This window comes from Neisseria sp. P0017.S009, from assembly GCF_051957375.1.
GTDB classification, from domain to species: domain Bacteria; phylum Pseudomonadota; class Gammaproteobacteria; order Burkholderiales; family Neisseriaceae; genus Neisseria; species Neisseria perflava.
Genome location: NZ_JBQCWL010000001.1, coordinates 206624 through 233047 on the forward strand (window position 1 = coordinate 206624; position 26424 = coordinate 233047).

Sequence of the window (26424 nt, forward strand, 5' to 3'; positions counted from 1 at the left end):
TGTCTTAAAGGCATTTACAGCAAGGCTACGGCAAGGTAAACAGAAAATGCCGTCTGAACAAGGCTTCAGACGGCTTCTGTTTTATTTAATAGTATCAGATAACGCCTTGTGCCGCGCTTTGCAGTCATTGTACAAGCCGATGACTTGCAACGACCACGGCAACACGTCCGCGCCTGTTCCGCCCTCAAGTTTAGGCAGGTTCGGGCATGGTTGCACAAGGTCGGCAGGCGGTTTAATTGCCGTCGGCAATGGCGGCGTTGATGACTGACACGCCGTCAGAGTCAACACAGACGTTACGATAGACAGGCTTCTCGACAATCTTTTGGACTTGAACATATCTAACACGCTCCTTTTCTTCACGCACGGCTTTGCCGGTCTGATACACAGCGGACAATTCACGGTCTTGCTTCGCTTTCTCAATCGCGGAATCTTTCAGGCGGCCTGAAATTTCAGCCGCCATTGAATCACGGCCGCGCCGATATTGGGCGGCATGGTCGTATTGCCACGCGCCCGCAATCAGCACAAAGCAAAAAGCGATCAGAACCAGTTTCCAGTTTTTAAGTAGCAGGCTGTTCATAGGTTTTCAACATCGCTTTGTAGTTTTTAATTTCACTCTCGGCAAACTCAAAAGCTTTAAAGTCTGCGTTTTCGCTGGCCTCTTTACTTTTGGCTTCCCATTCGGCGATTTGCCGTTCTATAAATTTCAGTTGGTTGTTCATTTCGTTTTCTTTCACTAAAAATACACACAAAATACTTGCATAATAACTGATATTGTGTAATAATACACACATGGCAAATCTGCCTTAGTTGTAATAAAGGAAGTTATATGACTAGTGCACAAGTCATTGCGCTTCTAGAGTCTGACGGTTGGTTTCTGGTTTCAACCCGAGGCAGTCATCGGCAGTACAAACACCCCGAGAAAAAAGGCCGTGTTACTGTACCGCATCCGAAAAAAGACTTGCCGCTAGGAACGTTGAGACAGATTTACAAACAGGCAGGCTTGAAGTAGCGTAAGCGGTGGGGAGACCCACCGCCCTTTTTGCAATCAGGGTAATCTCACGCGCCCTCCCGTTTTATAAAAATGAAGAAAGCCCGAATATGTTAATCCCGATCGCCTTACACAAAGACGAACATACCGGCTACGGCGTAACCGTCCCCGATCTTCCCGGCTGCTTTTCTTACGGCGAGACCGTAGAAGAAGCCGTTGCCAACGCCAAGGAAGCCGCCTACTTCCACATCGACGGCATGATTGAAGACGGAATGTTCGACGATTTGAAAGCCAGCAATATCCAAGATTTGCAAGGCCAAGAAGACTTTAAAGACGCTGTTTGGCTGCTGCTTGAAATTGACCCCGCCAAAATCAGCCAGCAGCAAACCCGTTTTAACGTCAGTTGGCCGCAATATCTGCTTGACCGCGTAGATGAATATACCGCCGTTCATCACGAGACACGCAGCGGATTCTTGGCAAAAGCCGCGCTGAACCTTATCAACCGCTCCTAACCGCCAGCCCCCGATTCGGGGGTTTTCGCTTTTTCAACCGCTCAAAAAGTGATGTGGGATTTGCCCACATCACCCGTTCAGACGGCCTTACGCCTCGCTTGCACCATGCGCGGCGGTTGCTGTAACAGATGACAAAACGTAACGCTCAGGCGCGGGGCTAGACTGCACCGCCTTGCCATCCACCAGCTTAGACGGCCAGAAATAGCCGTCAATATCAGCAGGGTTGAACGGCACAATAGACACGGTATTGCCTTGATTGCCACCTAAACCAAGAATCTGACCTTTGGCGTTTTTGCCGACCACAAAGAACACATGGCCGCCGCCTTGTCGGGATTTAACCGCAATGCAACCATAGGCAGGTTTTGCCAGCTTCGTCAGCCCGGCACTTGCCCATGCTTTAGCGCGATACCAATCTTTAATGACCGCGCGGCCACTCTTGCCCAAGCAATGACCGACAAACAAACCGCACCACGGCGTTTCATCTTCAAAGTACCAAGACTTTGCCGCGCCGGGGAATGTTCCCATATCTTTCAGCCACTGCACGATTGTCGGGTTATGCGCTTTCGTACCGACAATTTCTTTTAAACCAAGATGTTTTTTCGCTTCTTTAATCCATTCCAACTCTTGCATTTCTACTGCTCCATTAAAAAAGGCCGTCTGATTTCAGACGACCTGTCGTTACTCTTTACTATCGATAAATTTGTCAGCCGTTTTCTTGACCCATTTTTTCATCAAACCCGGGGCAAGGGTTTTGACGGTATCCATCGCATGGCCTGTCAAGATGCCGACAAACGCACCGGCAATCGCACAAGTCCATACCTGATTAACCATCAAAAACCGTTCCACTACCGCCGCCGCTGCCACTGCCGACACAACCGCCTCAAATACACTCGAAACGATTTTGTCGTGGTCTTTAATACTCGACCACGCGCTGCCGACAATACCGCCCCCTATGGCAAACAGGTAGCCAAATTGGAAAAAATCCATTATTCCCCCTTTAGGCCGTCTTTCAGTTTTCTGCCCGAAAATAAAAATTTAAGTGAGTTGTTCCCAGCCAAAAGGCACAAGAATGACAGAATCGGCGGAATGACCATGCCTGTATGGGCAGGCGGAAACGCTCCCCAAAACGCTTGAGCCGTCAAGTACCAAATAAACGCCGACACCAGCAATAAATAGCCTGAAAAGACGTTTCCGCGGTACGTCTGCCAGTACATCGAAGCCAACTGTAACAAGCCGATACCGCCGAAAACTGGAATCAGGATAGATTCAGGTATCGATTTGAATTTGTAATAGATAGGCCAGTTATAAATGTCCACAGGCGAAAACGCGAAAACGGCGGCATAACCAATCATCGACAACCCACTGGCAAACTCGACAACGCGCGTACCAGTGCCAAACAGCCACTTCTGAAAACGTACAGGCAAAAAACGCCATTCCAAAACATATTTAACCCATTTCAATGAGTTATTCATTTTTCCAATCTCCAAATAAAAAGGACTTTTTGACAAAATTATCAAAAAGTCCGTTTACAAAAAAAGCCATCAAAAGATGACTTATGCCAGTTTGCCAGTTACGGCGTAGTGAATCGTCTGAACGCCTGCACTGAAGTAGTTTGAACGGCAGGTAAAGCCGTTTTTATCCACTGAAAGCAGGTACAGAAAGCGGTTTTCTCCTGCGCCCATCAAAGCAGGCTGACCGTGAAGCGTTGGCGTTTCTGCAAACTTCGCTTCAAATTCAACCGTTTGAATGCTTTGAGCGCTGACTGTGACAGGAACGGTCTTGATTTCCGTGTGTAGGCCGTTTGACTGACCGCCTCCACCAGCAGGTAGGACGAAGTTCAAGACGGCCTCTGTCGCCGTGCCAGTGTTGGTTACGCTCGCCGCTTCGCCAGTCGTTACTGTGCCGATGGTTACAGTTGCAGATTTGCCAGCCGCACCAGTGTCGCCATTATCTCCTTTAGCACCTGTTGCGCCTTTCAGAGATTCAAGCCATTTACCCACCGTCCCAAATAACAACTCACCATCAGCAAGCTCATATGCTGAAAGTCCATTTCGTCCATCTCGCCCAGGCGAACCATCACGGCCTTTTAAGCTATAAAGCCATGCCTCTTCACTGCCAACATAACCATTCGCAACCGCGATTTCATAAGCAGACTTGCCGTCATGCCCACGCTCACCTGTATCGCCTTTTACTCCAGGCAGGCCATTCGCGCCCGGTGCGCCTGTCGCTCCAGTGTCGCCTTTCGCACCGGGCAAGCCGTCCGTTCCTCTTTCGCCTTGAATCCCTCGTTCGCCAGTGTCGCCTTTGAACGAAGCGAGAAATTCCTCAAAAGTGCCGGTAAAGCCAAGCTCCCTTTTGGCGCGGTCGTACAGATCTTGCCCTGCACCTTGAGCAATGGCGGTTTCCTTAACGTCAATCTCAACAGACGGCGTTTTGTCAGACAGGGTAAATACATATTCCGTCATAGTGTTACCACCTCCAGTAAGCAAATTTCGCCACGAATCAGCGTGTGCCGTGTCGATACGTTCAAAATATCGTATTTGGCGCGTCGCCATTTCGCATTTTTGGAAAATTCAGGCGGAAACTCCAGCGTTAGTACGTTCTCCGCTACTTGGATATTCGCCGTAGCCTCGAACGTTCCCCCAGTGCTAGGAGCTATCATCATTTTCAAACTAGCGGTCGATAAATCAAAAGGCTTACCGTCCGCCGTTACCGTTACCTCGAAACGCCGTGCATTTCCGCGTGGTATCTCGATGTTTATAATCGGGATTTCCGCTTTGATTTTAATCATAACTCCCCCTTTCAGGGTTTACAAAAAAGCCGTCTGAACCATTCAGACGGCCTGACCGTTAAACAAATTTGAAATCACGTTTCATCTGTTTCAAAAGCTTTGCCAAATCCTTTTTGTGAATAAAGTCGCCGCCTGTTGAGTTGATAATAATCGTGCTGTCGTCGCCGCCTGATTGGCCTGCCATTTCGCGGATTGTTTGGGCGTGTTCCGCAGGCAAAACCATCTCATTTTCATGCAACTGAGTAAGAGGGTTGATACCTGCCGGAATATCCCAACCACCTGCCGCCGATGGAATCCGTGTTGTGGTCGTGGAGGTTGAGGAACCGCCGCCGCCCATTCCGCTCATCAATCCATAGACTGCCGCCATCGCTGCTGCCGCCGCGCCAACGGCAAGAACAGGACCGACGTATGGAATACCCGCCATCGCCTTAAATGCCTCGGCCGCCGCTTGAATGGCGTTCATGCCGACGTTTGTCGTCGTTTCAGTCTGTTTAATACCGGTTACGGTAGCCGATGTAGCAGATTGCGTGGCAATTTGGCGTGCGCCGTTAGCCAACCACATCGCGCCTTCCTTGGCGAAACGCCCCATCAGCGCGGCCAGCGGCTTACTGACCATCTCTTGAACGAAGGTTTGACGCATGGAGGAGAACACGCCGTTCATCGCCTGCCTGAAGCTCTTCGCCCTTGTCAGCATGGCGGTGAACGCCTGCCCCATTTGCTGCTGCGCTTCCTGCCAAACGTTCTTACCGCCGTCTTGCAGCATTTCCATAACATTTGGCGCGTCTTTGCGGCGTTGGCTTTCGCGTTTACCCTCATTCTTCGACTGCGTCCGTTCATGACCTTGCCCAAGTTCCGCCATTTGTGCTTTAAGCTTATCAATGGCCGCCTGACTATAAGTCGGGTCTTGCTCAGCAAGTGCGATTCGTTCTTGCAATGCGTCATAGGCAATCTGATAACGGCGGTTTTCAAACTCGATTTCCAAATCAAGGCGTTCGAGTTGCGAGATACGGCCCTCAGACAGTGCCTGGTCTGCCGCGTCTTTCTCCATCTCAAGCTTATGTTTGTCCAGCTTCTCCCATTCAGCCACCTGATTCATTTTCGCTTCAGTCGACTGCTTCGATAACTGGTCTTCAAGGGTCAGGATTTTTTCACGCAGTTTCAGGCCGGTTTTACTACCAGCGTCAACCGTTGCCAGTTTCTCGCGCCAGTAGGCGGCCTCACGCGCTAAATCCCATTCTTGGTGCGTGAGCGTTTCGCGTTGCATTTCGCGGTGTGCAAGTTTTTGGGCTTTGATTTCCTCTTCCCAGCCTTGCATTGGGTCTTGCGCCGCTCCTGAGCCGCCTGCATGACCCTTTCCGCCGCCTTTACGTCCGCCACCACCTTTACGACCTGAGCCACCACCGCCACCGGCAGGCGCGTGAGCTTTGGCAGAACCGCCGCCGCCACCTCGCGCGCCTCTCATCACTTTGTCTTCGTGAATGTTTGCCGCGCGTCCCTTGATGGCGTTCGCCATTGCGCCGGCGCGGTCTTTCGTCATGCTGTCAGCGATTCGACCGCCAAGCCCGCCGTCATTCATTCGTCCCATTTGGACGTTGTTCAGCTTTTCAATGCCTGAAACGCCGACCATCGACGCGGCCTTGTTGGCAAAGTCAATCATGCTGTTAATCATGCCGACCGCTTTGTTTACCATCCACTCAATCGCGGAAATAAACACGTTGCCAATAGCCTTGCCAAGATTGGCAAAGAATTGCGGCATATTGTTGGCGGCTTCTTTAATCAACATCCAGCCGGTTGCGAATGTGTTGATATAGACGTTGACGTACGCCCCGATGGTGCTTGAGATTAAGCCCATCACGCGCTCAAATACCGCCGACCAGCCGCCGACACTCTCGTCAACCCATGCCGTCAGCTCGCCGAACCATGATTTAACGGTATCGACAGCTTCGCCGATGGTTTCTGTGATGACTTGCCAGACGGCCTGAATCACATCAGACAAATTCGACCAGCCATCGCCGAAAACGTCTATTTCATCGCCGAATTGGGCAATAAGTCCGATGACCGCGCCGATTGCGACGGCCACAATCCCAAACGGATTTGCCAGTAATGCCACATTCAAGGCCAGCGTTGGTGCAACAGCGGCGGCAACAGCAACGGCAAAACCTGCGACGATAGGGACGACCAAATTCAGGTTATCGGCAATAAGTTTAATAACGGCGGCAATCCCAGACATTGCGCCGCTGTCGTTCAACAGTTTGGAAACCATGCTTTGCCAGTTATTTGAAAACACCGTCAAAGCCTGCCCCATTGTCATAGGCATTTTGGCCGCCTGCTCTCCAAATTTCTCAGACGCGCCGGATATGGCTTTAAAAATCACATCAGCCGTCAATTGCCCTTCACTGCCCAGCTTTTTAATCTCAGCGCGTGATTTGCCCATATACTCCGCAATCGTATCAAGCAGAATCGGCGCAGCTTCGGCAATAGATTTAAATTCATCGCCCTGCAATACGCCGCTGCCCAAAGCCTGCGATAACTGCATAAGCGCGGCGGCCTGTTGTTGCGCCTGTACGCCGCCGATGGCCATCGCGTTATTGGTTGCCTCGGTAAAGGTTAAAATTTCTTGTTGCGTGTAGCCGTAGTCCTTTAAGGCGCGGCTTGTGGAAACATACAGATTCGCCGTTGATTCCAATGAGGCGCGCGTATTGTTTGCCACGTCCAATAACTGGCGTTGTACTGCCAAATACTCGCTTTCAGACGATACAACCTGTCTAACTTGTGCGTTGATTGACTGCATGGCGTCGGCAGTATCAAGCATGGACTTGGCAAATGACAGTGAGGCGAATCCTGCCAGAACTGATCCGATTTTACCCAACCCACCAGCGGCCGCTGAAGCCTTGCCGTCTGTCTGTTCAAGCTCGCTGTTCAGTTGCTGAACCTTGCGCTCGTAGGTTTCCACGTCAATCGCGCCAAGATTCAACAGTTGGTTAACTTCTGCTAGCTTCGCCTTAAACTGCTCCATTGGCGTACGCGTTTCTTCATACACTTTCCGCGCCGAAGAAGAGATTTTGTTAAACATCCCCTCTTGTGCGTCGCCAAGATTTTTAAAAGTCGATGGGTTGACGTGAAATGCCTGCTCCATCGACTTTTTCATATCGTCAAAATGCGTTTTCAATCGCGCTTTGACGTTACCAATGGCGTTTTCAATGGCCTTTGACGCCGATTCCGCAGAGTTTGCTGCTTGGTTAAACCCTGCCGCCGTGCCGTTTTCGACGGTTATCTTGATTTTTGCTTCTAAATCGCTCATACGACCGCCCATAAAAAAGCCCGCGAATCATCACGGGCGTGTTTTCAATTTACTTACGCTTCAACCAATTCAGCACCGGAAAAAACGCTTTGTTCATTTCCCTGCTCAACAGCTTTACCGTACAGCCAAGCGCGTGATACTTCCGCGCCGTCAGGCAATCCGTTCACAGTAACAGTGTGGGAACAAAGCGGATTTCTGCCTGATTCGTATGCCTTTTTAGACACATAGCCATTCATTGTTGCCGTAACATTGTTGTACTTATAATCGATACTTACATATTCGATTACATGGTAGTTAGCTATTGCGCCGGTGCTTTCGTCTTCGATTTCGTGCTTGATCGCGATTGCTTGTTTCATATTAATTCCTTTCAAACTAAATTCTTGCGGCTAAAACATAAGGGTGTCCGTCAATATCAACAGGCTCTGTTGTTGCCGTCCTACCTCTCGTTAATTCATGATTAATTTCGATATATAAGTCAACAACTTGCCCTGAATCAACAGATAAAAGATAAGGGATATTGTAGAAAACTCCCTTGTATTTATCAGACTTGGCGTTATTCGGGCCGGTGTCTGACGTATATGTATAAATCGACCAACACTCCTTATTAACGACAACACTATTATTCACGCGAATAGAAACCCAATAACTTGACTTAGAATCAGGCGTTGTAAATGACAGGTTTTGCAACGATAACATAACGGTTTTACTGCCGTTATTGTGGTATCTCAAGCTAAACCTACCAACTCCGTCGCGCTGGAACTGGAAAAATTTCAGCACGTCGCCTTCGATTTTATCCGCGTACACAGTGCCTTCAAATCTGCCGTTTCTTGCGTACAAATCACCCTCACTAGACACAGTAAAAGCACCATTGCCGATATTGATGTTACCTGCGCGAATATCCCCTAAATCACTACTCATTGATGATAGGTTTTTCACAGATAACTTATCAGACGTCACGGAATTAGCCGCCAATTTATCAGCGGTTATTGAGCCTGCCGCCAGCTTATCAGCCGTGATACTACCAGCCGCCATTTCCAGTGCAGTAACGCTTCCAGCTTTCAGGCGGTTTGCGTTCAGTGTGTTTGCCGTGATTTTGTCGCCGTGAATATCCCCGGCGTTCAATCTATCGATAATCGCCTTGCCGTTTACCACTAACTCGCCGTTCACGCCGACACGGTTTTTTTGCGTATCAACCACAAACGGGAACACGTCAGCCTTGCCAGTCGAACCAACGCCGAAGCGGTCAGCGTTCACAATGAACTTGCTTTCGGGCGTTCCGTTTTTCGGCGTGGTTGCCAAGCCGTAGCCTGCCACCTTACCGTTAACGTCAACCTTGACCGTGTATTGCGCCTCCAAGCCGTTGATACTTTGGGCGTGGGTTTGCACCACCGCCGTATTATCTTCAGGTGCTGGCGTCCAGTCGGTCGCAACAGTGCCACGCTCCAGCTTAATACGGTCAATCCGTGAGGCCGTTCTGCCGCTATTCGGACCACAATAAATCAATAAGCGGTCGTTTGACGGGTTGTTTTGCGACCGTTTCCATGTTGCTGATAGTTGATAAACCCCATCAGACACTTTCTTCATTGCGCCTAGCCAGTTAAAACCATTCGAGTTAAAAGGCCAGAACGCTTCGCGGTCACTACCCAAATCCCCCCAAATCGTGACAGTAACCGGCTCGCCCTCTTGTAACGAATTATCCGTCATTTGATATGACTGAATTAAATAGTTGGAATTTTGAACTTGTGTTGCGGAATCTCGAATTAAGTTTCTGCCCCCGACAGATAAGTTATTGAGTTTCGAGGATACTTGTTCAATCTTGCTTACCCTCTCACGCGTTTCCGCTTCGATTCGTGCGTTTACACTGCCTGCGCCGTTGCCGTCAATCAATGCGATTTTGTCACGCAAAGACTTGTTCAGATTGCTTTCTGCTAAATCTGTGACTGACACATCAGCAACGGTAAAAGCAATACTGTTGCTGACGTGCATACCGTCTTTACCGAAGCTGTCATAACCGGCGGCGCGCAAATAATAGGTTTTACCCTGTTGCAAATCCTTTCCGTTGCATTTTATGATGGGAACAAATGTTTCCGCGCCATCGTAGGCTTTATTTGCGTCTGTTGTTGGGACAGCCTGATTTTCTGACACCCAAATAACAATACCTGCAAAATCCTCTTCAGACGGCATAGCGCATTTGAAAAACGCCTGGCGCAAACCGCTGTCAATCTCAATGCCTTGCAATGGTTTGAGTTGAGGATTCTGAGCGGCTACTTGCGCCCAGTTGCCAGTTTTCCCAGTAACCGCGCGTCCACGAACTTTAAAGACAACATCACGCACTTGACCGCCGTCAGCTTTCATGTCGGCCTGCGTGTAGGTAAAGCCGTTGTCAACAATACCGCTCAAGCTTCGCAGTAGTTTTTGCGTATTGCCTGCATAGACTTCTACGTCATAGGTATCAGCGCCGCCCAATTTATCCCAAGCAATAACGGCTTCCTTACCGTATGCCCAAGATGATGTGAGGCGTAAGTTCTGAATCTGCCCAAGCGGTGCGCCCTTGATTGTGTAGGAATAAGCCGGTACTTCTGCAAGCTCCTGCACGCCACTACCAAAGACGTTGAAAGACACCAGCTTAACCCAAACCGTGCGTCCTACCCAGTTTGCAGGAACGGCGTATTTGAACATCGCTTCATCAATACGCACGAACTGGCTGCCTGCATTGTGTCGGTCGATGGTTGAGCCATACGCACCGCGCGTTAGGTTGCCAAGCGTATAACGTCCCACGCCTTTTAATTCGGCAGTCTCGTAGGCCAAAAACTCGCCGTCAACGTAACACAAGGTCAGCAAATCGCGGCTGTCTTGCTCCGTTCCGCCTGTCATTTGCCCGGCGGAAATTTCAACGTTCAAAGTATTAGCGCGGTCGAAAACTGCACCGCTTGCCAAAGGCGCGGACAGTGAGCCGAAACGCGCTTTCTTGTTGGTTGCGCCGATTCGCGTGTAGCTGTCGCCATCGGTTGAAATCCACACTTCAGCGCCGCCCCACATATCGCCGCCAGCGGTTGCAAGCCAAATTTGAGGCTCGCCGCCAGTCAGCTGTAAAGGCGCTTCAAAAACAACAGGCGCATGGGCGTTCCCGGGCGATTTATTGTAATCGGCGGAATAGCCTAACGACGGCTGTGTTGGGTAAGCTGTAGCCGATGCCGCGCCCATTGGGAAATCTTCAGCCTTGACGGTCAAAACGCCCTCTTCGTCTTCCTCAATTTCAATGATTCGGACAGGCGTTTTATTAAGCCCCAATCCCTCGTCTGTCAGCGTTACCAAGTCCATAGGCTCAAGCAGGCAGTATTTCCAACCAAGCTTAAACTCATACTCGTTTCGGACGTACAAGGCACGCTGTAACAGCAATTGTGCTACATGGTTTGCGACTTTAGCGTCACAAATTCCGTGCATCTTCACTGCATCTTTAGGGCGCAGGCCGTATTGCTCAATATTCGCTTGGTCTTTTACTTCGGCTACGGCGATATTGTAGTCATTCGCGCGGTCGAGATACTCAACCTGTATTTGGTTGTAAGCGTCCGCATTGGTTTTGCGCTCAACCTTTAAAGGGTCTTCAGCACCTGAAACGATAAAATCGTCATCGGTCAAGTCGTAAACAGGTGTCAGGTTTGGCACATAGGCCGCGCCGTTTCCTGACAGCTTCACGTCGCCATAAGGGACAATTTTCAGACGGCCTTGCGAAAACACTGCCGCGCTATTGGTCTGTTCCAACAGTTCGGAAATGTTCTGTTGCGCCTCCGTCTGCTCACTGTAAACAGGGCTTAAAAAGATACCTGCCGCGCGGCAATAAACGCCGTAAACGCTTGTATCGCCTAAGTTTTCAGCAGGAAATCCGCAACCGTAGTTCTGATTCGTCAGCATATCGCGGATAATTTCGCTCGGATTTGCGTCAGGAATTGAGGACGAATACCCCATTTTCCCGATAACCTCGAAATTATGGCTATAAATCTGCGCTGATTTCGTCAGTTCGTAATTCGGGCTATAAATATAAGCCGTGCCGGAATAGTTGATGGCCTGCGCTTGGTGCTTCGGCTGTTGCAAATGCGTCCAGGTCGGCTGTTCATCGCCGCCTTTGGCAAGATTCAGGCGCAATTGTGAAAGCGATTCAAACTTTTCTTTATCGCGCCAAATGCGCCCGATTCCCTTAATTTCGCCCTCGCACAAGGCCATCATGACGGCGGCTTCGTAAGTGTAGGAAATATCCTCTTGTTTTACGCCACCGCCGCCCTTGCCGCCTTGTCGGGTCGTTGTCTTGGTCTCAATAGTGGTAAAGTCGCCGTACCAAATCAAATTACCAGCAACACGCGCCCGACCGTAAACAACAGGCAGGGTCAAGCCTTGAGATGACTGTTGAACCTGTAGGGACAGAATACGTTGTTCAGAATTTGAAATAGTGGATGTCTTACCGCCCATGAGTAACCTCTATAAAATCAATCTATTAAATGCGCTTCATACCAAAGGCCGTACAAATCCCCGACGTAGTTAGTTGCAATATCGAAGCCTGTTTCTGTCGCATTTGCAATATAAGTCAACCGTGCGTTAATTGTTTTTAGGTCAAGCGTAACCTTGACAAATGGGATTTTTGAAAACGGCTTTTTAAATTTAATCGTTACAAATTTGGAGTTATCCAAGCCACCCAAAAAATCACTTTTTGGGACGTATGCCGCCTGATACTCTTTGCGGGTATCAGCTATTTTGCTGACCTGCTCCACGACTGCTGCAATCTGTTTGCGCAAATCGGTATCGTCATACGTCGCGCCGCCTTTTGGCAGGTTGGAAAGTTGTTTTTTTGACGGCGTCCAATTCTTTTTTAATTTCGGTGTCGTCATAACTACCCCCAGCGGCGCCACCGTGGCCACTGCCCAATCCGTAAGCTGTTAATTGGATATTCATTCCCTTGCTCCAAAAGTAAAAAACTTCATCGGACGGCCTGAAAGTTCAGCCTGATCCAATTCGTCCAAAACCACACCGCGCCCGATGTAGCTGTGAATAATTTTGTTGTCGCCAACATAAACCGCGCCATGCGAAAACGTACGCCCAAACTTCCAAACAACAACGTCGCCCGGTTGCGGCGTGTCGGTCTCATGGCAGACTTTTAAAACCCAGCCAAGATAACGCTCCTCATCTCTGTGTAAGTGCCAGTCTTGAGGATATGGCCGTGGGTCGAAATCAGCAGGAAGCAAGCCAGCCTCCCGATAGATTGCGACAAGAATCATCGCGCAATCCACACCAGCACCCTTTACCATCGCTTGATGATGGTACGGCGTACCAAGCCACGAATAAGCCTCTTCGACAATTCGCTTTCTTAAATCCATTTCAGATAGACTCATTTAAACCACCGTATCAGCAGATGGGATATAAGGGAAACCGCGAAAATGCACGATGTTTTGAAACTTGTCTTTACAGGTGCTTTGCCGCTTGTCGCAGCCAGGATAGATTTTAAATACATCCCCAGCGCGTGGGGGGTGTGGTAAACGTAAGGCAAAAGACAGTGTGCCGTCTTTGTGTTCTTTGACGGTGCGTGTCAGCCCTGCGTTAAGGCCACTTGTGAACTTGATAACGCCCTGATTAAACCACCCATTCGCTTGTGTCAGATTGCAAGTCAGTTCCGTTCCAGTCGTGCTGTTTGCGGTTACACGACCGTTTACCGTGAACTTTTCGCGGTTGACCTTACAGCCACCGTCATAAAGCGTTCTCATGCAACCGGCTTGATAGATATTGCGTGGGCTTGATACGTTCAATAGCTCAATATCTGACTTAACATCAACCTTGACGGACGACCGACTGCCCGACACGTCCGACACGCGGCCGGAAAAGATAATAACCGTGCCAACAGGCTCAGGATTTGGTGTAAGGAAATCGCGGAAAAAGACACGCTCGATAACCACCCTTGCACCGTCTAAAGCACCGCCAAGCGCGGCCTCTGCCCACTGCAAGCCCTCAAGTCTGTAACTTGGCTCGGCGGCGATTTGCAACGTATTGGAATCAACATCAAGCCCTACCGCCGTTCTTGTCGCGCCGCGTTTGATAATCAGCTTGTAAGCCTCGTACTGATTCCCCTGCCATGTAACAGGCTTGTCAAAATTCGTATGACGCAATACCTGACCATTCGCTAAGGTAATCGTGAACAAATCGGCCATTAGAAACCTATCTTCGTTATGAAGCAGATTCATTAATTCAGCGCTTGCACTTTTCATAATTTCAAACTCGTAAACTCGATTTTCTTAGCGTTCCACAAATGGCCGATGAAGTTTTCAAAATCCACCGTATCAGACGTGAAGCGGACGCGGAAATAAAAACCGCCTGTCCATGTGATGGGTCTGCCGGGCGTTTGCGGTGTGTTCAAAACCAATACGCCGTTATTGTCTATTGAGAAATCACGGCCATGTGTCAAAGCAACTCCACCAACTTTAACCACCGGCACGCCTTTAACCGCTAAAACAGGCTCGGTAAAGCCGCCGTAATTGCGCACAAGCTGGTATCTCGTTACGCCTTGAACGACATTCCCGATAAGCTGGTCTGTTACCTTGTTATCTGTCGGGTCTTCGTACAAGAAGCTGTCGAAACTGCCACGCCGCTCATTGAAAAAGCCTGCCAGCTTCTCAAGTTCGTTGATTGAGGCTTTTGTTCTCAACACTTCAAACGACAGCGAGAATTTCCATTGCGGATAAGTGTAGTACGCGCTGCGAATCTCACGCCCTGAAGCTGACTTTTGAATATTGGTACTCCAAACAGCCGTTTTTTTACGCCCCCACTTTAAGCCGGGAAACGTTGGGAAAACTGCGTTGCTCATATCAAATAATCCCCTTCGCTTTCAGCAATGCGTTAAATTCATCTTCTGACAGCTCTCCACCGCCAAGCATACTAATGGCCTCTGCCTCGTCTGTTTCACTCTGTACAGGGCTAGATGATGGCTTAATGCCCATGTATGAGGCTACCAAGATATGCACAGGCGGATGTTCACGCCAGTAGTCGTTTAAATACCCGATTCGCGGCAAATCCAAGTTATCGGCGACATAATCCCACGTCCACCCAGTTGAGGCGCAGACGTGGGCAATCATCGCGCCGAAACTTAAACCGCCGCCTGAGCTTCCCCCGCTTGCGCGGCTTCCTGCTCCTTGCGTTTCAAACCGGAAACGTCCATCACAGCGGCGAATACTTCGTTCATGTTGCCAATATCAATCAAATCAGCCACTTCTTCGCGCGTCATATCAGGATAATTGCGTTTCAGCGCGGAATGGGCGCAATCGATAACGGTAGAAATCTGTTTTGCGTCTTGTACGTTGCCGTCAAACGCACCAATACGGCTTTGCAACTGCTCCAACGCGCCTAAAGCGATCGGAGGAATAACATATTCAGTGCCGTTCAGTTCAACGGTCACGCCTTTAATTCGTACGGTCATTTTGTTTCCTTTTTTTGGGGCAAATGAAAAAAGGCCGTCATTTTCAGACGGCCTGCATTATTACTCTTGAATCCACAACGTACCGACTTTAAAGCCTGCTTCGTCGGTTGAGGCAGTAAAGTCAATTTCAGGCACGGAGAAATCATCGTTTTTAGTTGAGAACAAGCCCAATTTACCACTGGTTACGCTTTCCAGTTCCAGCAAGGCTTTTTTACCTTTAAACTGCGTCAGGTATTTCAGCTTAAAGGTCGGCGTGTTACCCATCGCCATATTAGTCAGCTCAATTTTCTTGGCTGACGGCATAGGTATCGTGTAGGTAAAGCTAGGGTAAACCGTTTTGCCTTTATCCGCCTCGTTAAACGAGTAAACACCGTTTGCATTAACGGAGTATTGGCCTGCTTTCGGATTACTGGCTACTTTAATCATAGCCGTGCCATCACTGGACATAACACCTTGGTCTTCAACGAAAGTACCGCCTGGTGCCATACCAGCCAAAGTAATGTTATATGGTGCTTGAGCCGGAATATCCTTGCCGTCAATATTTGCCCATAACGCTTTCATCGTGCCGGTCGCAAACTCATCGCCGAAGAACAAAGTATTCAGCGTCAGGCCGTTAATTAACGCGCCTTTGAATTTACCTGAAACCTTTACCTTACCTTGAGCAACAGCCAGCGCAAAGCGGTTTTGACCGTAAAACTCTTTCAACTCTGCCGACAAGTCAACAGACATTTCTTGCAAGCCCATGATTCGCACAGGCGTTGCGTTTTGCACACGGTTGCCGTAAGCATCCGTAATCATTTCGGCGAAAACCTCGCCGCTACCAAACGTCAACTGCATGACATTTCCTTTCTAATTGCCGACTAAGCGGCGCAAATCATAATTGGGATAATACAGACGGCCTGATTACCAAGCGTTCCCTCGTCTGTTTCTACCGTACCCTCAACGCGGCAATACTCAACGTCCGCGCCATCGACCGCCAAAGCCGTCTTACCCGTGATTGGGTGTACAGCGTTCACGGTATTGCACACCGCATCAATCAGCGGATTCATGATAGGCGCTGGCGGCTCGCCTGCCGTCTGAACATACAAATACACGTCAACACGCAACAGCCATTTCGTCTCTTGCCCTGTTGTCGTTACTGCCTGCATATCGCCTTGAGCCATAAATAACGCCGGTTGGTCGTAGCCTTTTACGTCATTCCAGTGCAGCAGTTTTCGGCTCTTGGTTGTAAAACCGTCCAACGCCTCAAGCTTTGCCCATAGCGCGGAATAAATCGCTTCACGATTCATCGTAATGCCCCTTTAATGGATCTTTGCAAATTCGCCTCAATCTCCGGCTTCATATCGCGTAAAGCTGACCGTAAAAATGACCGTTCAGGCAGTTTCACATTGCGAGAGTGGGCGCGGATTTGAACATAACGCGGCGATTTCAACGGCCTGCCGAAAGCCTGACGTATCTGCCTCATTGAGGCTTTAACGTTGACCGTTCCGGCAAAGCCATATTCATGCGCTGCGCCGTATCGGACATTCGTGTTGACCTCGCCAACCACCAAACCGCCCGAACTGGTTACTTGATGATGTATTGAGCGGCGAAGATTGCCAGTCCGTACATTCAACACCTGACCAGACAGGCGGTTTTGCTTAACTTCGCGTTGCAACTTCAAAACCGACCGACCGATAGACTTTTCAACCGCCGACTGCACACCATCAGAATAAGCTTTCAAGACGGCCGCGATTGCGTCGCCTCCGATAAACTCAACGTTCAGCATTTCAGACGGCCTTTCGCTTGTATTCCATCAAGATAGCGTAAGCGGACGGTGGGATACCGCCCGACTGCCCAAAGCTTGAAAAGGATATGGTCTCCCCTGCAAGACTTTTACTCTGCACGCCCTTGTTCTCGATTTCGTTCAGCCGTTGCGTTGCGATAATCAAGACGGCCTCCTGAATATCGGCAGGCATGGCTTCATAGCCAGCACGGTACGACACTTCAACGTTACGGATTCCCTGCGCAAAACAGGCATGGCGAATCAACAGCCAGTTATCAAAGTCCCAGTCATCTACCGCGCGTCCGTTGATTTTTACGGACGACACGGAAATGACAGGCCATTGTTCCAGTACAAGGCGATTCTTACCGTTGCCGTTGTATCGCTCGACATAATCCGCCGCTTCGAGTTTTCGACCAATAAAAGCCTCAACCGCCGCCGACACGCCATCAAGCAAGGTCTGAAAATACGTGTCCTGCTTGTCATGGGTAACGCCAAGCCGTTGCTTGAGCGAATCAAGTAGGAAAAGGTCGGTCATCGTTATTCAGTCTTTTCAGAATCAGGAGTCTGTTCTTCCTGTTCAGCGTCTGCTTTTTTACGGCCGCGCTTGCCTTTTTCAGGCTCTTCAGCTTCAGTAGGCTCTTCAGCCACGTTGCCAAAGCCGAACTGATACAGGAATTGCGCCGCTTCAGCAGGCACTTCAACAACGCCGTTTTCGCCCACTTCGTAGCTTTGGCTACCAAATGAAACATCGGTAAAGCCCTCAGGGGCTTGTAATTTAACCATTTCAGTCATTTCAATCTCCAAAAGAAAGAGGCCGTCCGAAAATTCAGACGGCCTGATTAGGATTAACCTACGTTGGTGATCATACCGAAAGCAGGCATGAACATACCTTGCAGCACTTCGTCTGCGTAAACGCCATATTCATACATACGGGTACGCAACGGCCATTCGATTTGGTAGTACTCTTGACGTGTGCGCACTTGCAACAGGTTGCCCACGCCTTGGACGTAGGCAGGCAGACGGCTTGAGTAGAACAGGTAAGTACCGGCAGGCAAGTTCGGGTGTACGACAATATTCAATTCGTCGCCTGTGATTTTGTTCAGGTACGAACCGACAACGACGCCAGCCTTAATGTTGGCAGTGTTGTTCACGTCTACATTCAGCTTAATCAGCGGTGCGCCGCCGTTGCCGATAATCAGCTTGGTCAAAGAGGCCAAATCGCGTGCGTTGACGTAGATTGTGTCAGGGGACAAGCGATATTTAGAGTAGAAGTTTGCAAAAGCTTCTTCAAACTCATACACGCCGCCGGCGCCGTCTGAGGTCAAGCCGCTGCCTTTGTTATCAGCCCAGTATGCGCCAGAATCAGGCAGTGCAATTTGGGTCAACAGGCCGTCAAATTCCAAGATGGAAGTAGAGTTGTCTTCAGACGGCAAAGAAGCGGCGGTTTGAGTGCCTTCAGCGTCTGCCAGAATATCCACTTTCGCAGAAGTAGTGACCGCGCCCAGTTTTTCAGAACCAGCAGCGCCCCAGAACCAAGCATAGGCAACCGCGCCGCGAACGGCTGGAACCATAGCGGTTACTTTTTTGCCGGTTGCGATACCGGAAACAGAAGCGGCAGCAGATTTTTGAGCAGAACCGCCGCCGAATGTATCGGTAGAACCGTCCGCGTTTTGGCGTGTGATTTTGGTCGGTACTTGAGCAGTCTTGATGTTCAAGCTTTGACCGATTGCGCCGTTGTTTGCGCCTGCTACATCCCAATATGCCTGCAAGCCCAAAGCCACGCAGATTACAGACAAGATGCTACCGCTGATTTTACCCGACGCTTCAGCCGAAACGACAGCGGTCGGAGTAGGTGTAACGCCTGATTTCAGGCTAGTGTTACCGCCCAGTAAAATCATTTCTTCGGCAATCATAGTGGCTTGCAAGGTTTGGGCAACCGCCAACGCTTTCACGTCCTCGAAGCCACGTGCGGCATAGTCAGCTTCAAAGGAAACTTGGTTTTCCAAGCCGATAGCGCGGAATTGGGCGTTACGCTCAACCATTTCGTGGTTGATAACACCGCCACGTTTACCTTCGCTGATGCCGGCGCGTTGATTACCAACGTTGATATTCGTGATAGCCTTCCAGTTTGAGCCGATGGCGCGGCCGCCGCCCACGCGTGGGATACGGTTGCGCAACGGCGTCAATACCGGATAAAGTTTTTGAGACGGCGCAGACAGGTCATAGGTTTGCAAACCAGTGGTAAAGCTGGTTGGCTGAGTAAAACCTTTGTTCAACGGCTCGCCGTTTGCTTGTGCTGACTTCATCAGCTCAATTGTTTCTTGTGTGAGTTGATTCACGTTCATTTATCGCTCCTGATAATAAAAAAACCGCCTGTAAGCGGTGTTACAGACGGCCTGTTTGTTTTGCTTTGATGAGTGTCGCCACGTCGTCAAGCGAACCGTCATTCTTTACAATCGGCTCAAAACCTTTTAATGGGTCTTCGCCGTTATCTTCTGCCTTGCTGATAGCTTTCGTACTACCTTTAGGCGGCGCTGCCTGTTTCTTCAGGCTTTCAATTTCCGCCTGTGCTTTGGCAAGGGCGTCATTCGATTTTTTCAGCGCGTCTTGCGCTTTTGCCAACGCGTCTGCCATTTCAGCTTTAGCAAGGTCATCTGATTTGTCAGATTTGCTTACCGATTCATCGACAGGCTCGTCAGCTTTAGCTGCCACTTCCTGTTTCTCGGCTTTAGCCAAGACTGCTTTCAAGACGGCGATTTCAGATTCGGACAAATTCACGCTTGCCGATTTCTCGGTTTCATCTTCTTTGTCGTCTTCTTTGTCATCTTCTTTGTCGTCCTTGTCGTCTTTATCTTCAGCTTCAGGCTCTTTGTCGCCGTCTTTAGGCTTGTCGCCGTCCTCCTCGGTTGATTTATCAGACGGCTTGTCGTCTTTATCCGTTGCCTCTTCCTCGTCTTTGGGTTTGTCTGCCTTATAGCAGGTAAACACCGCATCAGGATTTGCAGGGCGGTCAACAAGGCTGATTTCTGTCAGCTTCAAGCCAGTGATTTGCGACTTATTCAATTCGTCTCGAGCGGTAACGCTGCCACCAATCGAAAAGCCTTTGTAAACGCCTGTTTTGACTTTCGTCACGGCAACAGGGTCAACGATATGTGCGCCGAAGAATGTGCGCCCATCGTTTTCTACATTAATCTCAATAGCCGTCCCCGCTGCGTTTGAGCCGTGCATTTCACGCACCGCACCAAATTTCATATAGTCGGGAATAGCCGCTTTCATTGCTTCTGCCGCGATAATTTCGCCGTCCGAATCGACCGCTTCACTTGAGGCGTACCCCCAAACTTTGACAGTGCCGTCGTCCTGCGCCTCCATCTTGGCAATTTCCGCGTATAACTTCGCCATTCGTTGCTCCAAAAAAAGCCGCCCCACGAAGAGGCGGCAAACACACTCACTTTACCCAAAGGGATCAAGATTTAGGCATATCCTCTGCCAAAACAGGGATAACCGTACATCTGCAATTAGGATGACCTGGAATCGTCGGCGAACCATGCGCAAAATGCTCATGCAGCCCAATAACGCCCATATCCCCATTGGTATTGCAAATCTCTGACACTTTATCGTCTTCAGCGGTCAGCCACTGCTTGCCGGAAACAAGCCCGGTCTCTTCCCAGCCTATCAGGTTGCCCATGCCGTCAGCCATCGCCGTCTCAGTTCGGGCAATAGTTCGGGCACGGGTATTGCTGAAAGCGTGAGATTCTTTCAGACGGCCTGCCAACTCCTGCACACTGTCGCCGTTTTGCATGGCTTCCACCACTTGGCCGCGTATCATTTCGCGCGTTCCCTCTGTGATTTGCCACTCGGCGGCAGGGTTTTGGATAAGCTCACCGCCCACCCACTTCATGCCGACCATTTCGGCGGCGCGTTCATGCGCCCACTTGACGGCACGGCTGCGAATATTCGTAACCATACCGACAGCAGGGTCAGGCATTACATGCAACAAAGCGGCAACCGCCCCGTCTTCCGCCGCTCGCCTGATTATCGGCTCAACCACATCAGACAAGCCCGACCACTCGCCAAAGTCCAAACCGTCGGTAACGATTTTCGCTACCCGGTTCAGTTCGGCGGTCAAGTCTTCTGCCTGCCAGTCAACGGCTGCACCAGCAATCAGCGCGGCAATTTGTTCAGCCAAGCCGTCCACGCGCGTAAGCAAATAAGCCTCAATAAGCGCAGCGGCTTCGTCTTCGCTCATCGGGCTTTCCGACTTTCCCAGCTTTTCAGCCTCTTGATTCGGCTGTTCTTCAGGCTGTTGGTCGTCTTGCTTGTTTGGCTGTTCTTGCTCCGGCAATGGCTCCTTGCCCAGTTCGGCGCGGATTTCATCAGCGGTCAAAATGCCTGCGTTTTTGTAGATAGCGTAGATTTCAGCCTGCTCTTTCGGATTGAGTGATTCTTCCTCTTTCCAAACAAACTCATAGGACGCCATATCCATATAACGGGCAAGCACATCATCAATCAGGGCTTTTACCCAGTTCTTCAGACTACTCATGCCGTCTGAAAGTGATTGCTCACGGCTAGTCTCTGCCACGCTTCGGTTTACCTGCGCCACGAACGGCGTAGGCTCGACACTAAACGCAAAGCAGACGACACGCGCCAGCCATTCGTCGTAAACGTCTTTCAGCGGCGGCTGTTTCGTCTCTTTAAAGTTTCTAGCCAACTCGCCCGGCACGAAACGCATTTTGCGCCGTTCCGCTATTTCGCCTGACAGCAGTAAATCCCAATACTCCTGAAAGCGTTTAATATCATCAGCCGCCCATGTTTCAGGCACGCCGACTAAAGCGTCAGGCACGCTGCCTGCCGTGTAGTATTCCAGCGCGTGAAGCTGCCGTTTTAAGGCAATATTCACGGTCATGATGATTTGCTCAACAGGCGAATAGCCATAGACTTTATAGCTTCGATTGTTGCGTGATCGGTAAATCAATTCGTCCGCCGTGTAGTCAACCGCCGCCATGCCGTGCAAGATTTGCTGATAAGCTGTATCAGGCGGTAATGGCTGACGGCCTGTATTGTCCAAAACGCGCTTAATCGTCGCCCCGTCCATCACTTCAAGGGCGTACAAGTCGCCGCCCAGCGTTTTGCGCGGGTAGATACAAGGCGCGTCAATGACAAACAGGTCTTCCAACAAAATACGCAGCCAGTCCGCCCATGTATGCTCCTTATCAGGCGATTGAAAGAACGCAATGGCTTCATCTACCTTTCGGTCTTTGCGCTGCGATTCGTTATCTTTGGTTGATTCGATATCGCGCTTCTGAATCGTCCACTTCAAGCTTTCCATCTGGTCTTTGCGCTTTTCGATAACCAAACGCAGAACATCGTAGTTATCGGCAAGGGCGCGTAATTGTGTAAAGCCTATTGCCTCGCGCTCGCGCGGCTTGGAATGCCCTACGTTGTAGAACGGCTCATAATCGAACCGCCGACCCTCTGCCTGCTGTGCAACAGGGGCCAAAGGCTCGCCCGCGTCAAACCACCCGTCCGCGTTGCCGGTAAAGGCGTAACGGACACCAGCGGCCACACGGGAAATAAAGCCTTGTGATAATGGTGTCTTTTTACTCATTTATTTGCCTCAACCTGCGCTCGCAGGTAATCAATCATGCCCGTTCGGGTATCCAGTAACTCACCAAACGCACGGCTCAAGCAGTCGATTTGGTCGTCATGCTGCCCGTTCGGGAACATCCGCATTTCTGAAATCAGTGCGTCTGTGTCCCATGTGCCATCATCTAACAACATCACATTACCGATATTGACTTGAGCAGCAAACGGCTCGGCGCGTGTAACCTTATCGCCCGACTCAGGACTGGCAGATACAGAAAAACCCGCCAGTTGACGGGTTAGGTATAAGGTTTGCGATTTACCAGCTTGCCCAGGGTCTTGCGGGATAGATATTTTTGTTTTCACGCCGTCTTTTTGCGCCGTGTTGCGTAATATCCTATCCCGTTCATCCGCCCCATACTGGCCGCGCACGACGTTGGCGATGATATACCGCCCGTCTTCTGTCACGCCAAGCCTACCGCCTGCCGTATAGTCGCCATCGTTCGCTGTTGAGGCTAAGTCCCATGCGCGAACCCATCTGATATTTCCAGCAGGCAATGCTTTCACAAATTGCAGGTTGTCAGGCTTAAACGTACCACCATCAGGCGGCGCAGGCTTCTGCAAATACTGCCCTGCAAATACATACGGCGCGGCTTGCTCCATACGGCGCAATGTTTCAATATCGTGCTTTTCAGGCCATAACGCTGTGCCATCGTCTTGGATAGCTGGTAAGCAAAGGTGCTCCCACTCCTCGCCATTACCGCCATCAAGCAACCAACCTGCCAAGTCATTCTCGTGCAATCGTTGCATGATTAGGATAATCGGCGTTTCAGGGCTGTTCTTACGAGATTCCAGCGTGTTCTGAAACCAGTCGATAACGTTCTGCCGTCTAACCTCGCTTCGTGCTTCATCGGCCTTATGCGGGTCGTCAATGATAATGCAGTTTTTAACCACCAAACCAGAATTTATGATAAAATTATGGTACTTTTCAACAGTTAAACAATAGGTTACATCATCATGCCTCACATACTCGACGAACGATGGCTTCCGATTCCCGGATATGAAGGGATTTATTCCGTTAGTAATTTTGGGCGTGTCCGCAGCGAAGATAGGACAATCATCAATCGCGGAAACGGCAGGAACAACATCATCAAAGGGAAATTGCTCAAGGGCAATGTTATGCCTAGCGGACACTTGCGCGTTAACCTTAGCGTCGGCTCCAAAATAAAAACCGTAACCATTCATAGCCTTGTCATGCTCGCGTTTGTGGGTAAACGCCCAAATGGGGCTGATATTTGCCATGCGAACGGCAACCCCCGCGATAACAGGTTGGAAAACTTGCGATATGACACGCGCCAAAGCAACATCGCGGACAGTAAATTGCACGGAACATTTAGCGAAGCCGAGAGACATCCCTTCGCTATTTTGACCGATAGCCAAGTTTTGGACATTTACAAGAGTGATCACACCCCAGCCATTGAACTTGCTGAACGATACAACGTTAGTGTTGGTGTCATACAAGGAATATGGAGCGGTTCTCGCTGGCGTTCCGTAACTGGAGGTGTAAATATTATCAATAAGCGAGGCCGGAAAACGTACCTCCGCACCAAACTTACCCGGGAACAAGGGGATGAAGCCATTTACAACCGCGCCAACAGGACAGGCCGCAATGATGGGTTGTCCCCAACCGCCACCGCTAAAAGATTTGGCGTGGACAAGGAGGTTATTACTATCTTCTATGCTGCGATTGACGCGGGGAAGCACATCATTTTCCGCGAGTAAATCAGCACGCACCCAACCGCGGTTAAGCGTCCAAAAACGATGGCAAGGGGTACATTCTACCGTTTCGCCATCGTTAAAAGTTACTCTAACAATCGCATTTGCAGGGTTTCGGTGCCAAGCCGTAACAGGCATTAAATCAAGATTCCCCTGATAATCATAAGCCCACACCCTTAAAGGCAATCGTTTCTCTACAATCTCATCAATCGCGATTAAACCTTTTTCAGTCCACACCATAGTGCCAACAGGGAAACAACCGCCAAAGCCCTCACGGTGCTTACCTGCGCCGAAACCTGTAATCGTGCCGCCTGTACCTGTTGCATACATCACGCCGCCAGCTGTCGTTTTCCAGTGATGGCTACTCTCGCTCGCAAGCTCCACGCCGGGGAATATCGCCCGATACTCTTCATGCTGTAACAGGTTTCTGATTTGCACTGAGTTATTGACGGCCAACGTAGCCGAATAGCTCGCATGAATAAACTCGCAATCAGGCACACGCCCCATCGCCCATGCAATGAAGTTCACTACCGCTATCTCTGTCTTAGAGTAGCGCGGCGGAATGTTGATAATCAGGCGCTTTGTCTCGCCGTTAAAAACACGCTCAAGCGCGTTACAGATTAGGGCGTGATGTCTTGCCTGCGTCCACTGGTAGCCTCTCCGTTCGCGGAACATCCACCGTGTGAACATATACAGATTGATTGAGCTTAAATCCCGAATAACAGAGATTTCAGCCTCATTAAATTGCTCTAGTGCCATTTTATTTTAAATTCCTTTGGAAAATTGCATAAAAATGGCAATCTAGCCTACCATAGGATTAGCATTTTATGCTAAACCTTGTTCAAAACATCTTCGGCAATCTTGCGAAACTCTTCAGCGTCTAGCCGTACAGACGGCCTCATACTGCCATCGCTCGATTTAACGTCAATCTCTTGCTTATCGCCGTATTTCTTCGGCGCAATCTTGGAAGCCGCCCATTTACGCGCGTCAACCTGTAACCTTGCTTTCATCACCGCCGCGCTATCAGCTTCGACGCTATCGGCGATTTCAACTATCTCTTCGAAAAAATAATCTGCCTGCCTAGTTCTGGCTCGCGCGTATTGTTCCGAAAACTCTTTGTTTTCAATCAGCCACTTACACACGGTTGACGTTGTAGGCATGCCATCTTCGGCACATATTGAGCGCAAGCTTCTGCCATTTGCGATTTTCTCGCATATATTTTCCGCCAGCTCGTCGCTGTATTTACTTGGACGGCCTGTTTTGCGTTTTGTGTCGCTCATAAACCCTCCCTCAAAAAAAGAACCGTCTAACTCCGACCCCTCTCAGAATTAGACGGTTGAAACACACTCGGCTCACAGGAAAAATGGAACGCCCTACACCAACAAGGCATAGGGCGAAGTGCAAGAACCGCTTTATAGTCTGTCTTGGCATGACAACCATCAGGTCGGGCAAACGCTTTTCACTCGCACCGCGTTTTGTTACGACTCTCTCTCGTATGTAGGGCGCGACCCCTAGTTTGATTTGGAAGCGTCCGCGGCATCTTCCTCAACGGCTACGCCGCCCCTTTTGCCTATTGCCATTTATGGCGTGGCTAGAAAACCTGAAATTCAGGCTGTCTGAAACAAATCGGGCTGCAACAGGTTCACTTCGCACTGCCTGATTTTGGCGGCAATATAGTGCTTTTCCTGTTTACGCAGATTCAAATCACGCCCTGCATGACTTCCGCGCGTAAATGACGCCGTTTCCTGATTGCGCCATGCGTCCAATTCTGCCTGTACTTTCGCCCGAACCGCTTCGCCACGATTCCAATAATCGTACAGCACTAAAAAACATTCTTCCTGATACCGCTCCACCGTTTCCCGCAAATCAGCGCGAACTTTGGCGGTATTGATACTGAACAGCCAGCCGTTCAGCTTCTTCAGCGGGATATATAGCATTTCCTGCATCTCGCTGGAAGTGGGAGTATTCATAAGAATACAGCCATATTTTTTAACGTTTTTTTGTAGCTTGTTTCGTTGTGTCGGCCAGCTCATTTGCAAGGCTTCCACAATCGGACGCATGGCAACATACACTTGGCCGTCATACTCGGCAGCAATCAGCTTTGCACCTTCAAAAGGGATATACAGGCTTTTGTTCACTTACATTCTCCAATAAAAAAGCCCCGGCTCGAAAGCGCGGGGCTGATTTACTGCGGCACTCCCACCGCAAAGCGGCTCGGTATCTACGCGATTTAAGGTTGCCTGAAATGCAAAAACCGC

General features: G+C 49.9%; 29 protein-coding genes and 3 pseudogenes. 2 read left to right on the plus strand and 30 right to left on the minus strand.

All coding sequences use genetic code 11. The annotated features are described in order from the left end of the window. Positions 1-81: 81 nt before the first annotated feature. The 3 genes from ACTHTG_RS00990 to ACTHTG_RS01000 are packed head-to-tail and all read right to left on the minus strand — an operon-like array spanning position 82 to position 791. A complete protein-coding gene (locus ACTHTG_RS00990; protein WP_440362629.1) occupies positions 82-249 on the minus strand; it encodes a hypothetical protein in 168 nt (55 codons plus the stop codon). Further along, positions 233-577, minus strand: a complete 345-nt coding sequence (locus tag ACTHTG_RS00995; RefSeq protein WP_440360441.1) for a hypothetical protein — start codon at positions 575-577, stop codon at positions 233-235. Before ACTHTG_RS00995 ends, ACTHTG_RS00990 begins: the two co-directional genes overlap by 17 nt. Continuing rightward, positions 558-791: a hypothetical protein gene (locus tag ACTHTG_RS01000; protein ID WP_440362630.1), complete on the minus strand. Its 234-nt coding sequence runs from the start codon at positions 789-791 to the stop codon at positions 558-560. Before ACTHTG_RS01000 ends, ACTHTG_RS00995 begins: the two co-directional genes overlap by 20 nt. A 35-nt stretch (positions 792-826) precedes the next feature. Between ACTHTG_RS01000 and ACTHTG_RS01005 the strand changes: the two genes are divergently transcribed. Then, positions 827-1009, plus strand: a complete 183-nt coding sequence (locus tag ACTHTG_RS01005; protein ID WP_003680974.1) for a type II toxin-antitoxin system HicA family toxin — start codon at positions 827-829, stop codon at positions 1007-1009. 89 nt (positions 1010-1098) lie between these two features. Next, positions 1099-1500 carry a type II toxin-antitoxin system HicB family antitoxin gene (locus ACTHTG_RS01010; protein ID WP_003680975.1) on the plus strand — a complete coding sequence of 134 codons (402 nt, stop codon included), beginning with the start codon at positions 1099-1101 and terminating at the stop codon, positions 1498-1500. 87 nt (positions 1501-1587) lie between these two features. Here ACTHTG_RS01010 and ACTHTG_RS01015 read toward each other — a convergent pair whose 3' ends face one another. From ACTHTG_RS01015 to ACTHTG_RS01145, 27 genes and pseudogenes are all read right to left on the minus strand, one after another. Further along, the gene (locus ACTHTG_RS01015; protein WP_204788882.1) at positions 1588-2130 is read right to left on the minus strand and encodes an NlpC/P60 family protein; all 543 of its coding nucleotides are present in this window, start codon (positions 2128-2130) and stop codon (positions 1588-1590) included. A gap of 48 nt (positions 2131-2178) precedes the next feature. Beyond that, positions 2179-2487, minus strand: a complete 309-nt coding sequence (locus ACTHTG_RS01020) for a hypothetical protein (RefSeq protein ID WP_342685331.1) — start codon at positions 2485-2487, stop codon at positions 2179-2181. Beyond that, on the minus strand, positions 2487-2972 hold the full coding sequence (locus tag ACTHTG_RS01025; protein WP_440360443.1) for a hypothetical protein: 486 nt from the start codon (positions 2970-2972) through the stop codon (positions 2487-2489). The genes ACTHTG_RS01020 and ACTHTG_RS01025 overlap by 1 nt, the downstream gene beginning before the upstream one ends. A gap of 81 nt (positions 2973-3053) precedes the next feature. Next, positions 3054-3965: a collagen-like triple helix repeat-containing protein gene (locus ACTHTG_RS01030; RefSeq protein WP_440360444.1), complete on the minus strand. Its 912-nt coding sequence runs from the start codon at positions 3963-3965 to the stop codon at positions 3054-3056. Continuing rightward, complete coding sequence (locus ACTHTG_RS01035; protein WP_440360445.1) at positions 3962-4291, minus strand: hypothetical protein; 330 nt, start codon at positions 4289-4291, stop codon at positions 3962-3964. Before ACTHTG_RS01035 ends, ACTHTG_RS01030 begins: the two co-directional genes overlap by 4 nt. 58 nt (positions 4292-4349) lie before the next feature. Next, a complete protein-coding gene (locus ACTHTG_RS01040; RefSeq protein WP_440360446.1) occupies positions 4350-7592 on the minus strand; it encodes a tape measure protein in 3243 nt (1080 codons plus the stop codon). Positions 7593-7645: 53 nt separating this feature from the next. Next, positions 7646-7948 (minus strand): hypothetical protein, encoded by a 303-nt coding sequence (locus ACTHTG_RS01045; RefSeq protein ID WP_440360447.1) that lies wholly within the window; start codon positions 7946-7948, stop codon positions 7646-7648. Positions 7949-7964: 16 nt separating this feature from the next. Further along, positions 7965-12056, minus strand: coding sequence for a phage tail protein (locus ACTHTG_RS01050; RefSeq protein WP_440360448.1), 4092 nt, complete (start codon positions 12054-12056; stop codon positions 7965-7967). A gap of 17 nt (positions 12057-12073) precedes the next feature. After that, positions 12074-12472: a hypothetical protein gene (locus ACTHTG_RS01055; protein ID WP_440362631.1), complete on the minus strand. Its 399-nt coding sequence runs from the start codon at positions 12470-12472 to the stop codon at positions 12074-12076. A 60-nt stretch (positions 12473-12532) separates the two neighbouring features. Then, positions 12533-12973, minus strand: coding sequence for an NlpC/P60 family protein (locus ACTHTG_RS01060; RefSeq protein ID WP_440360450.1), 441 nt, complete (start codon positions 12971-12973; stop codon positions 12533-12535). Then, a complete protein-coding gene (locus ACTHTG_RS01065) occupies positions 12974-13840 on the minus strand; it encodes a DUF2163 domain-containing protein (RefSeq protein ID WP_440360451.1) in 867 nt (288 codons plus the stop codon). Continuing rightward, positions 13837-14436 (minus strand): DUF2460 domain-containing protein, encoded by a 600-nt coding sequence (locus ACTHTG_RS01070; RefSeq protein WP_440360452.1) that lies wholly within the window; start codon positions 14434-14436, stop codon positions 13837-13839. The genes ACTHTG_RS01065 and ACTHTG_RS01070 overlap by 4 nt, the downstream gene beginning before the upstream one ends. A gap of 1 nt (position 14437) precedes the next feature. Continuing rightward, positions 14438-14704 (minus strand): hypothetical protein, encoded by a 267-nt coding sequence (locus ACTHTG_RS01075; protein WP_440362632.1) that lies wholly within the window; start codon positions 14702-14704, stop codon positions 14438-14440. Positions 14705-14715: 11 nt separating this feature from the next. After that, positions 14716-15045 (minus strand): hypothetical protein, encoded by a 330-nt coding sequence (locus ACTHTG_RS01080; protein WP_025455553.1) that lies wholly within the window; start codon positions 15043-15045, stop codon positions 14716-14718. Between the two features lie 60 nt (positions 15046-15105). Beyond that, positions 15106-15882 carry a hypothetical protein gene (locus ACTHTG_RS01085; RefSeq protein ID WP_440360453.1) on the minus strand — a complete coding sequence of 259 codons (777 nt, stop codon included), beginning with the start codon at positions 15880-15882 and terminating at the stop codon, positions 15106-15108. Between the two features lie 23 nt (positions 15883-15905). Next, positions 15906-16334: a hypothetical protein gene (locus tag ACTHTG_RS01090; protein WP_440360454.1), complete on the minus strand. Its 429-nt coding sequence runs from the start codon at positions 16332-16334 to the stop codon at positions 15906-15908. Further along, on the minus strand, positions 16331-16813 hold the full coding sequence (locus ACTHTG_RS01095; RefSeq protein WP_440360455.1) for an HK97 gp10 family phage protein: 483 nt from the start codon (positions 16811-16813) through the stop codon (positions 16331-16333). The genes ACTHTG_RS01090 and ACTHTG_RS01095 overlap by 4 nt, the downstream gene beginning before the upstream one ends. Before the next feature lies 1 nt (position 16814). Beyond that, positions 16815-17345, minus strand: a complete 531-nt coding sequence (locus ACTHTG_RS01100) for a head-tail connector protein (RefSeq protein ID WP_440360456.1) — start codon at positions 17343-17345, stop codon at positions 16815-16817. 2 nt (positions 17346-17347) lie between these two features. Further along, a complete protein-coding gene (locus ACTHTG_RS01105) occupies positions 17348-17593 on the minus strand; it encodes a hypothetical protein (RefSeq protein WP_440362633.1) in 246 nt (81 codons plus the stop codon). A gap of 62 nt (positions 17594-17655) precedes the next feature. Then, entirely contained in the window at positions 17656-19155 is a 1500-nt protein-coding gene (locus ACTHTG_RS01110) for a hypothetical protein (RefSeq protein ID WP_440360458.1), read from the minus strand. 40 nt (positions 19156-19195) lie between these two features. After that, entirely contained in the window at positions 19196-20209 is a 1014-nt protein-coding gene (locus ACTHTG_RS01115) for a caudovirus prohead protease (RefSeq protein WP_440360459.1), read from the minus strand. Positions 20210-20273: 64 nt separating this feature from the next. Next, the gene (locus ACTHTG_RS01120) at positions 20274-22415 is read right to left on the minus strand and encodes a phage portal protein (protein WP_440360460.1); all 2142 of its coding nucleotides are present in this window, start codon (positions 22413-22415) and stop codon (positions 20274-20276) included. Beyond that, positions 22412-23332, minus strand: a pseudogene (gene terL / locus ACTHTG_RS01125) (phage terminase large subunit); the annotation flags it as partial. The gene ACTHTG_RS01120 and the pseudogene terL, both read right to left, overlap by 4 nt. A gap of 3 nt (positions 23333-23335) precedes the next feature. After that, positions 23336-24412: pseudogene (locus tag ACTHTG_RS01130) on the minus strand (hypothetical protein); the annotation flags it as partial. A gap of 9 nt (positions 24413-24421) precedes the next feature. Further along, positions 24422-24925, minus strand: a pseudogene (locus ACTHTG_RS01135) (phage terminase large subunit); the annotation flags it as partial. Between the two features lie 71 nt (positions 24926-24996). Then, on the minus strand, positions 24997-25446 hold the full coding sequence (locus ACTHTG_RS01140; protein WP_440360461.1) for a hypothetical protein: 450 nt from the start codon (positions 25444-25446) through the stop codon (positions 24997-24999). Positions 25447-25773: 327 nt separating this feature from the next. Beyond that, entirely contained in the window at positions 25774-26304 is a 531-nt protein-coding gene (locus ACTHTG_RS01145; RefSeq protein ID WP_440360462.1) for a phage antirepressor N-terminal domain-containing protein, read from the minus strand. Positions 26305-26424: the final 120 nt, after the last annotated feature.

What these genes read in the sequence shown, in the direction of transcription:
- ACTHTG_RS01000 (WP_440362630.1), bottom strand. Translation starts at nt 791, where the DNA reads ATGTGTGTATTATTACACAATATCAGTTATTATGCAAGTATTTTGTGT.
- ACTHTG_RS01035 (WP_440360445.1), bottom strand. Translation starts at nt 4,291, where the DNA reads ATGATTAAAATCAAAGCGGAAATCCCGATTATAAACATCGAGATACCA.
- ACTHTG_RS01110 (WP_440360458.1), bottom strand. Translation starts at nt 19,155, where the DNA reads ATGAACGTGAATCAACTCACACAAGAAACAATTGAGCTGATGAAGTCA.
- ACTHTG_RS01115 (WP_440360459.1), bottom strand. Translation starts at nt 20,209, where the DNA reads ATGGCGAAGTTATACGCGGAAATTGCCAAGATGGAGGCGCAGGACGAC.
- ACTHTG_RS01105 (WP_440362633.1), bottom strand. Translation starts at nt 17,593, where the DNA reads ATGGTTAAATTACAAGCCCCTGAGGGCTTTACCGATGTTTCATTTGGT.
- ACTHTG_RS01045 (WP_440360447.1), bottom strand. Translation starts at nt 7,948, where the DNA reads ATGAAACAAGCAATCGCGATCAAGCACGAAATCGAAGACGAAAGCACC.
- ACTHTG_RS01140 (WP_440360461.1), bottom strand. Translation starts at nt 25,446, where the DNA reads ATGAGCGACACAAAACGCAAAACAGGCCGTCCAAGTAAATACAGCGAC.
- ACTHTG_RS01075 (WP_440362632.1), bottom strand. Translation starts at nt 14,704, where the DNA reads ATGATTGCCCACGTCTGCGCCTCAACTGGGTGGACGTGGGATTATGTC.
- ACTHTG_RS01025 (WP_440360443.1), bottom strand. Translation starts at nt 2,972, where the DNA reads ATGAATAACTCATTGAAATGGGTTAAATATGTTTTGGAATGGCGTTTT.
- ACTHTG_RS01090 (WP_440360454.1), bottom strand. Translation starts at nt 16,334, where the DNA reads ATGAATCGTGAAGCGATTTATTCCGCGCTATGGGCAAAGCTTGAGGCG.
- ACTHTG_RS01055 (WP_440362631.1), bottom strand. Translation starts at nt 12,472, where the DNA reads ATGACGACACCGAAATTAAAAAAGAATTGGACGCCGTCAAAAAAACAA.
- ACTHTG_RS00995 (WP_440360441.1), bottom strand. Translation starts at nt 577, where the DNA reads ATGAACAGCCTGCTACTTAAAAACTGGAAACTGGTTCTGATCGCTTTT.
- ACTHTG_RS01085 (WP_440360453.1), bottom strand. Translation starts at nt 15,882, where the DNA reads ATGCAGTTGACGTTTGGTAGCGGCGAGGTTTTCGCCGAAATGATTACG.
- ACTHTG_RS01030 (WP_440360444.1), bottom strand. Translation starts at nt 3,965, where the DNA reads ATGACGGAATATGTATTTACCCTGTCTGACAAAACGCCGTCTGTTGAG.
- ACTHTG_RS01040 (WP_440360446.1), bottom strand. Translation starts at nt 7,592, where the DNA reads ATGAGCGATTTAGAAGCAAAAATCAAGATAACCGTCGAAAACGGCACG.
- ACTHTG_RS01120 (WP_440360460.1), bottom strand. Translation starts at nt 22,415, where the DNA reads ATGAGTAAAAAGACACCATTATCACAAGGCTTTATTTCCCGTGTGGCC.
- ACTHTG_RS01015 (WP_204788882.1), bottom strand. Translation starts at nt 2,130, where the DNA reads ATGCAAGAGTTGGAATGGATTAAAGAAGCGAAAAAACATCTTGGTTTA.
- ACTHTG_RS01100 (WP_440360456.1), bottom strand. Translation starts at nt 17,345, where the DNA reads ATGACCGACCTTTTCCTACTTGATTCGCTCAAGCAACGGCTTGGCGTT.
- ACTHTG_RS01095 (WP_440360455.1), bottom strand. Translation starts at nt 16,813, where the DNA reads ATGCTGAACGTTGAGTTTATCGGAGGCGACGCAATCGCGGCCGTCTTG.
- ACTHTG_RS01065 (WP_440360451.1), bottom strand. Translation starts at nt 13,840, where the DNA reads ATGAAAAGTGCAAGCGCTGAATTAATGAATCTGCTTCATAACGAAGAT.
- ACTHTG_RS01005 (WP_003680974.1), top strand. Translation starts at nt 827, where the DNA reads ATGACTAGTGCACAAGTCATTGCGCTTCTAGAGTCTGACGGTTGGTTT.
- ACTHTG_RS01080 (WP_025455553.1), bottom strand. Translation starts at nt 15,045, where the DNA reads ATGACCGTACGAATTAAAGGCGTGACCGTTGAACTGAACGGCACTGAA.
- ACTHTG_RS01060 (WP_440360450.1), bottom strand. Translation starts at nt 12,973, where the DNA reads ATGAGTCTATCTGAAATGGATTTAAGAAAGCGAATTGTCGAAGAGGCT.
- ACTHTG_RS01010 (WP_003680975.1), top strand. Translation starts at nt 1,099, where the DNA reads ATGTTAATCCCGATCGCCTTACACAAAGACGAACATACCGGCTACGGC.
- ACTHTG_RS01050 (WP_440360448.1), bottom strand. Translation starts at nt 12,056, where the DNA reads ATGGGCGGTAAGACATCCACTATTTCAAATTCTGAACAACGTATTCTG.
- ACTHTG_RS01070 (WP_440360452.1), bottom strand. Translation starts at nt 14,436, where the DNA reads ATGAGCAACGCAGTTTTCCCAACGTTTCCCGGCTTAAAGTGGGGGCGT.
- ACTHTG_RS01020 (WP_342685331.1), bottom strand. Translation starts at nt 2,487, where the DNA reads ATGGATTTTTTCCAATTTGGCTACCTGTTTGCCATAGGGGGCGGTATT.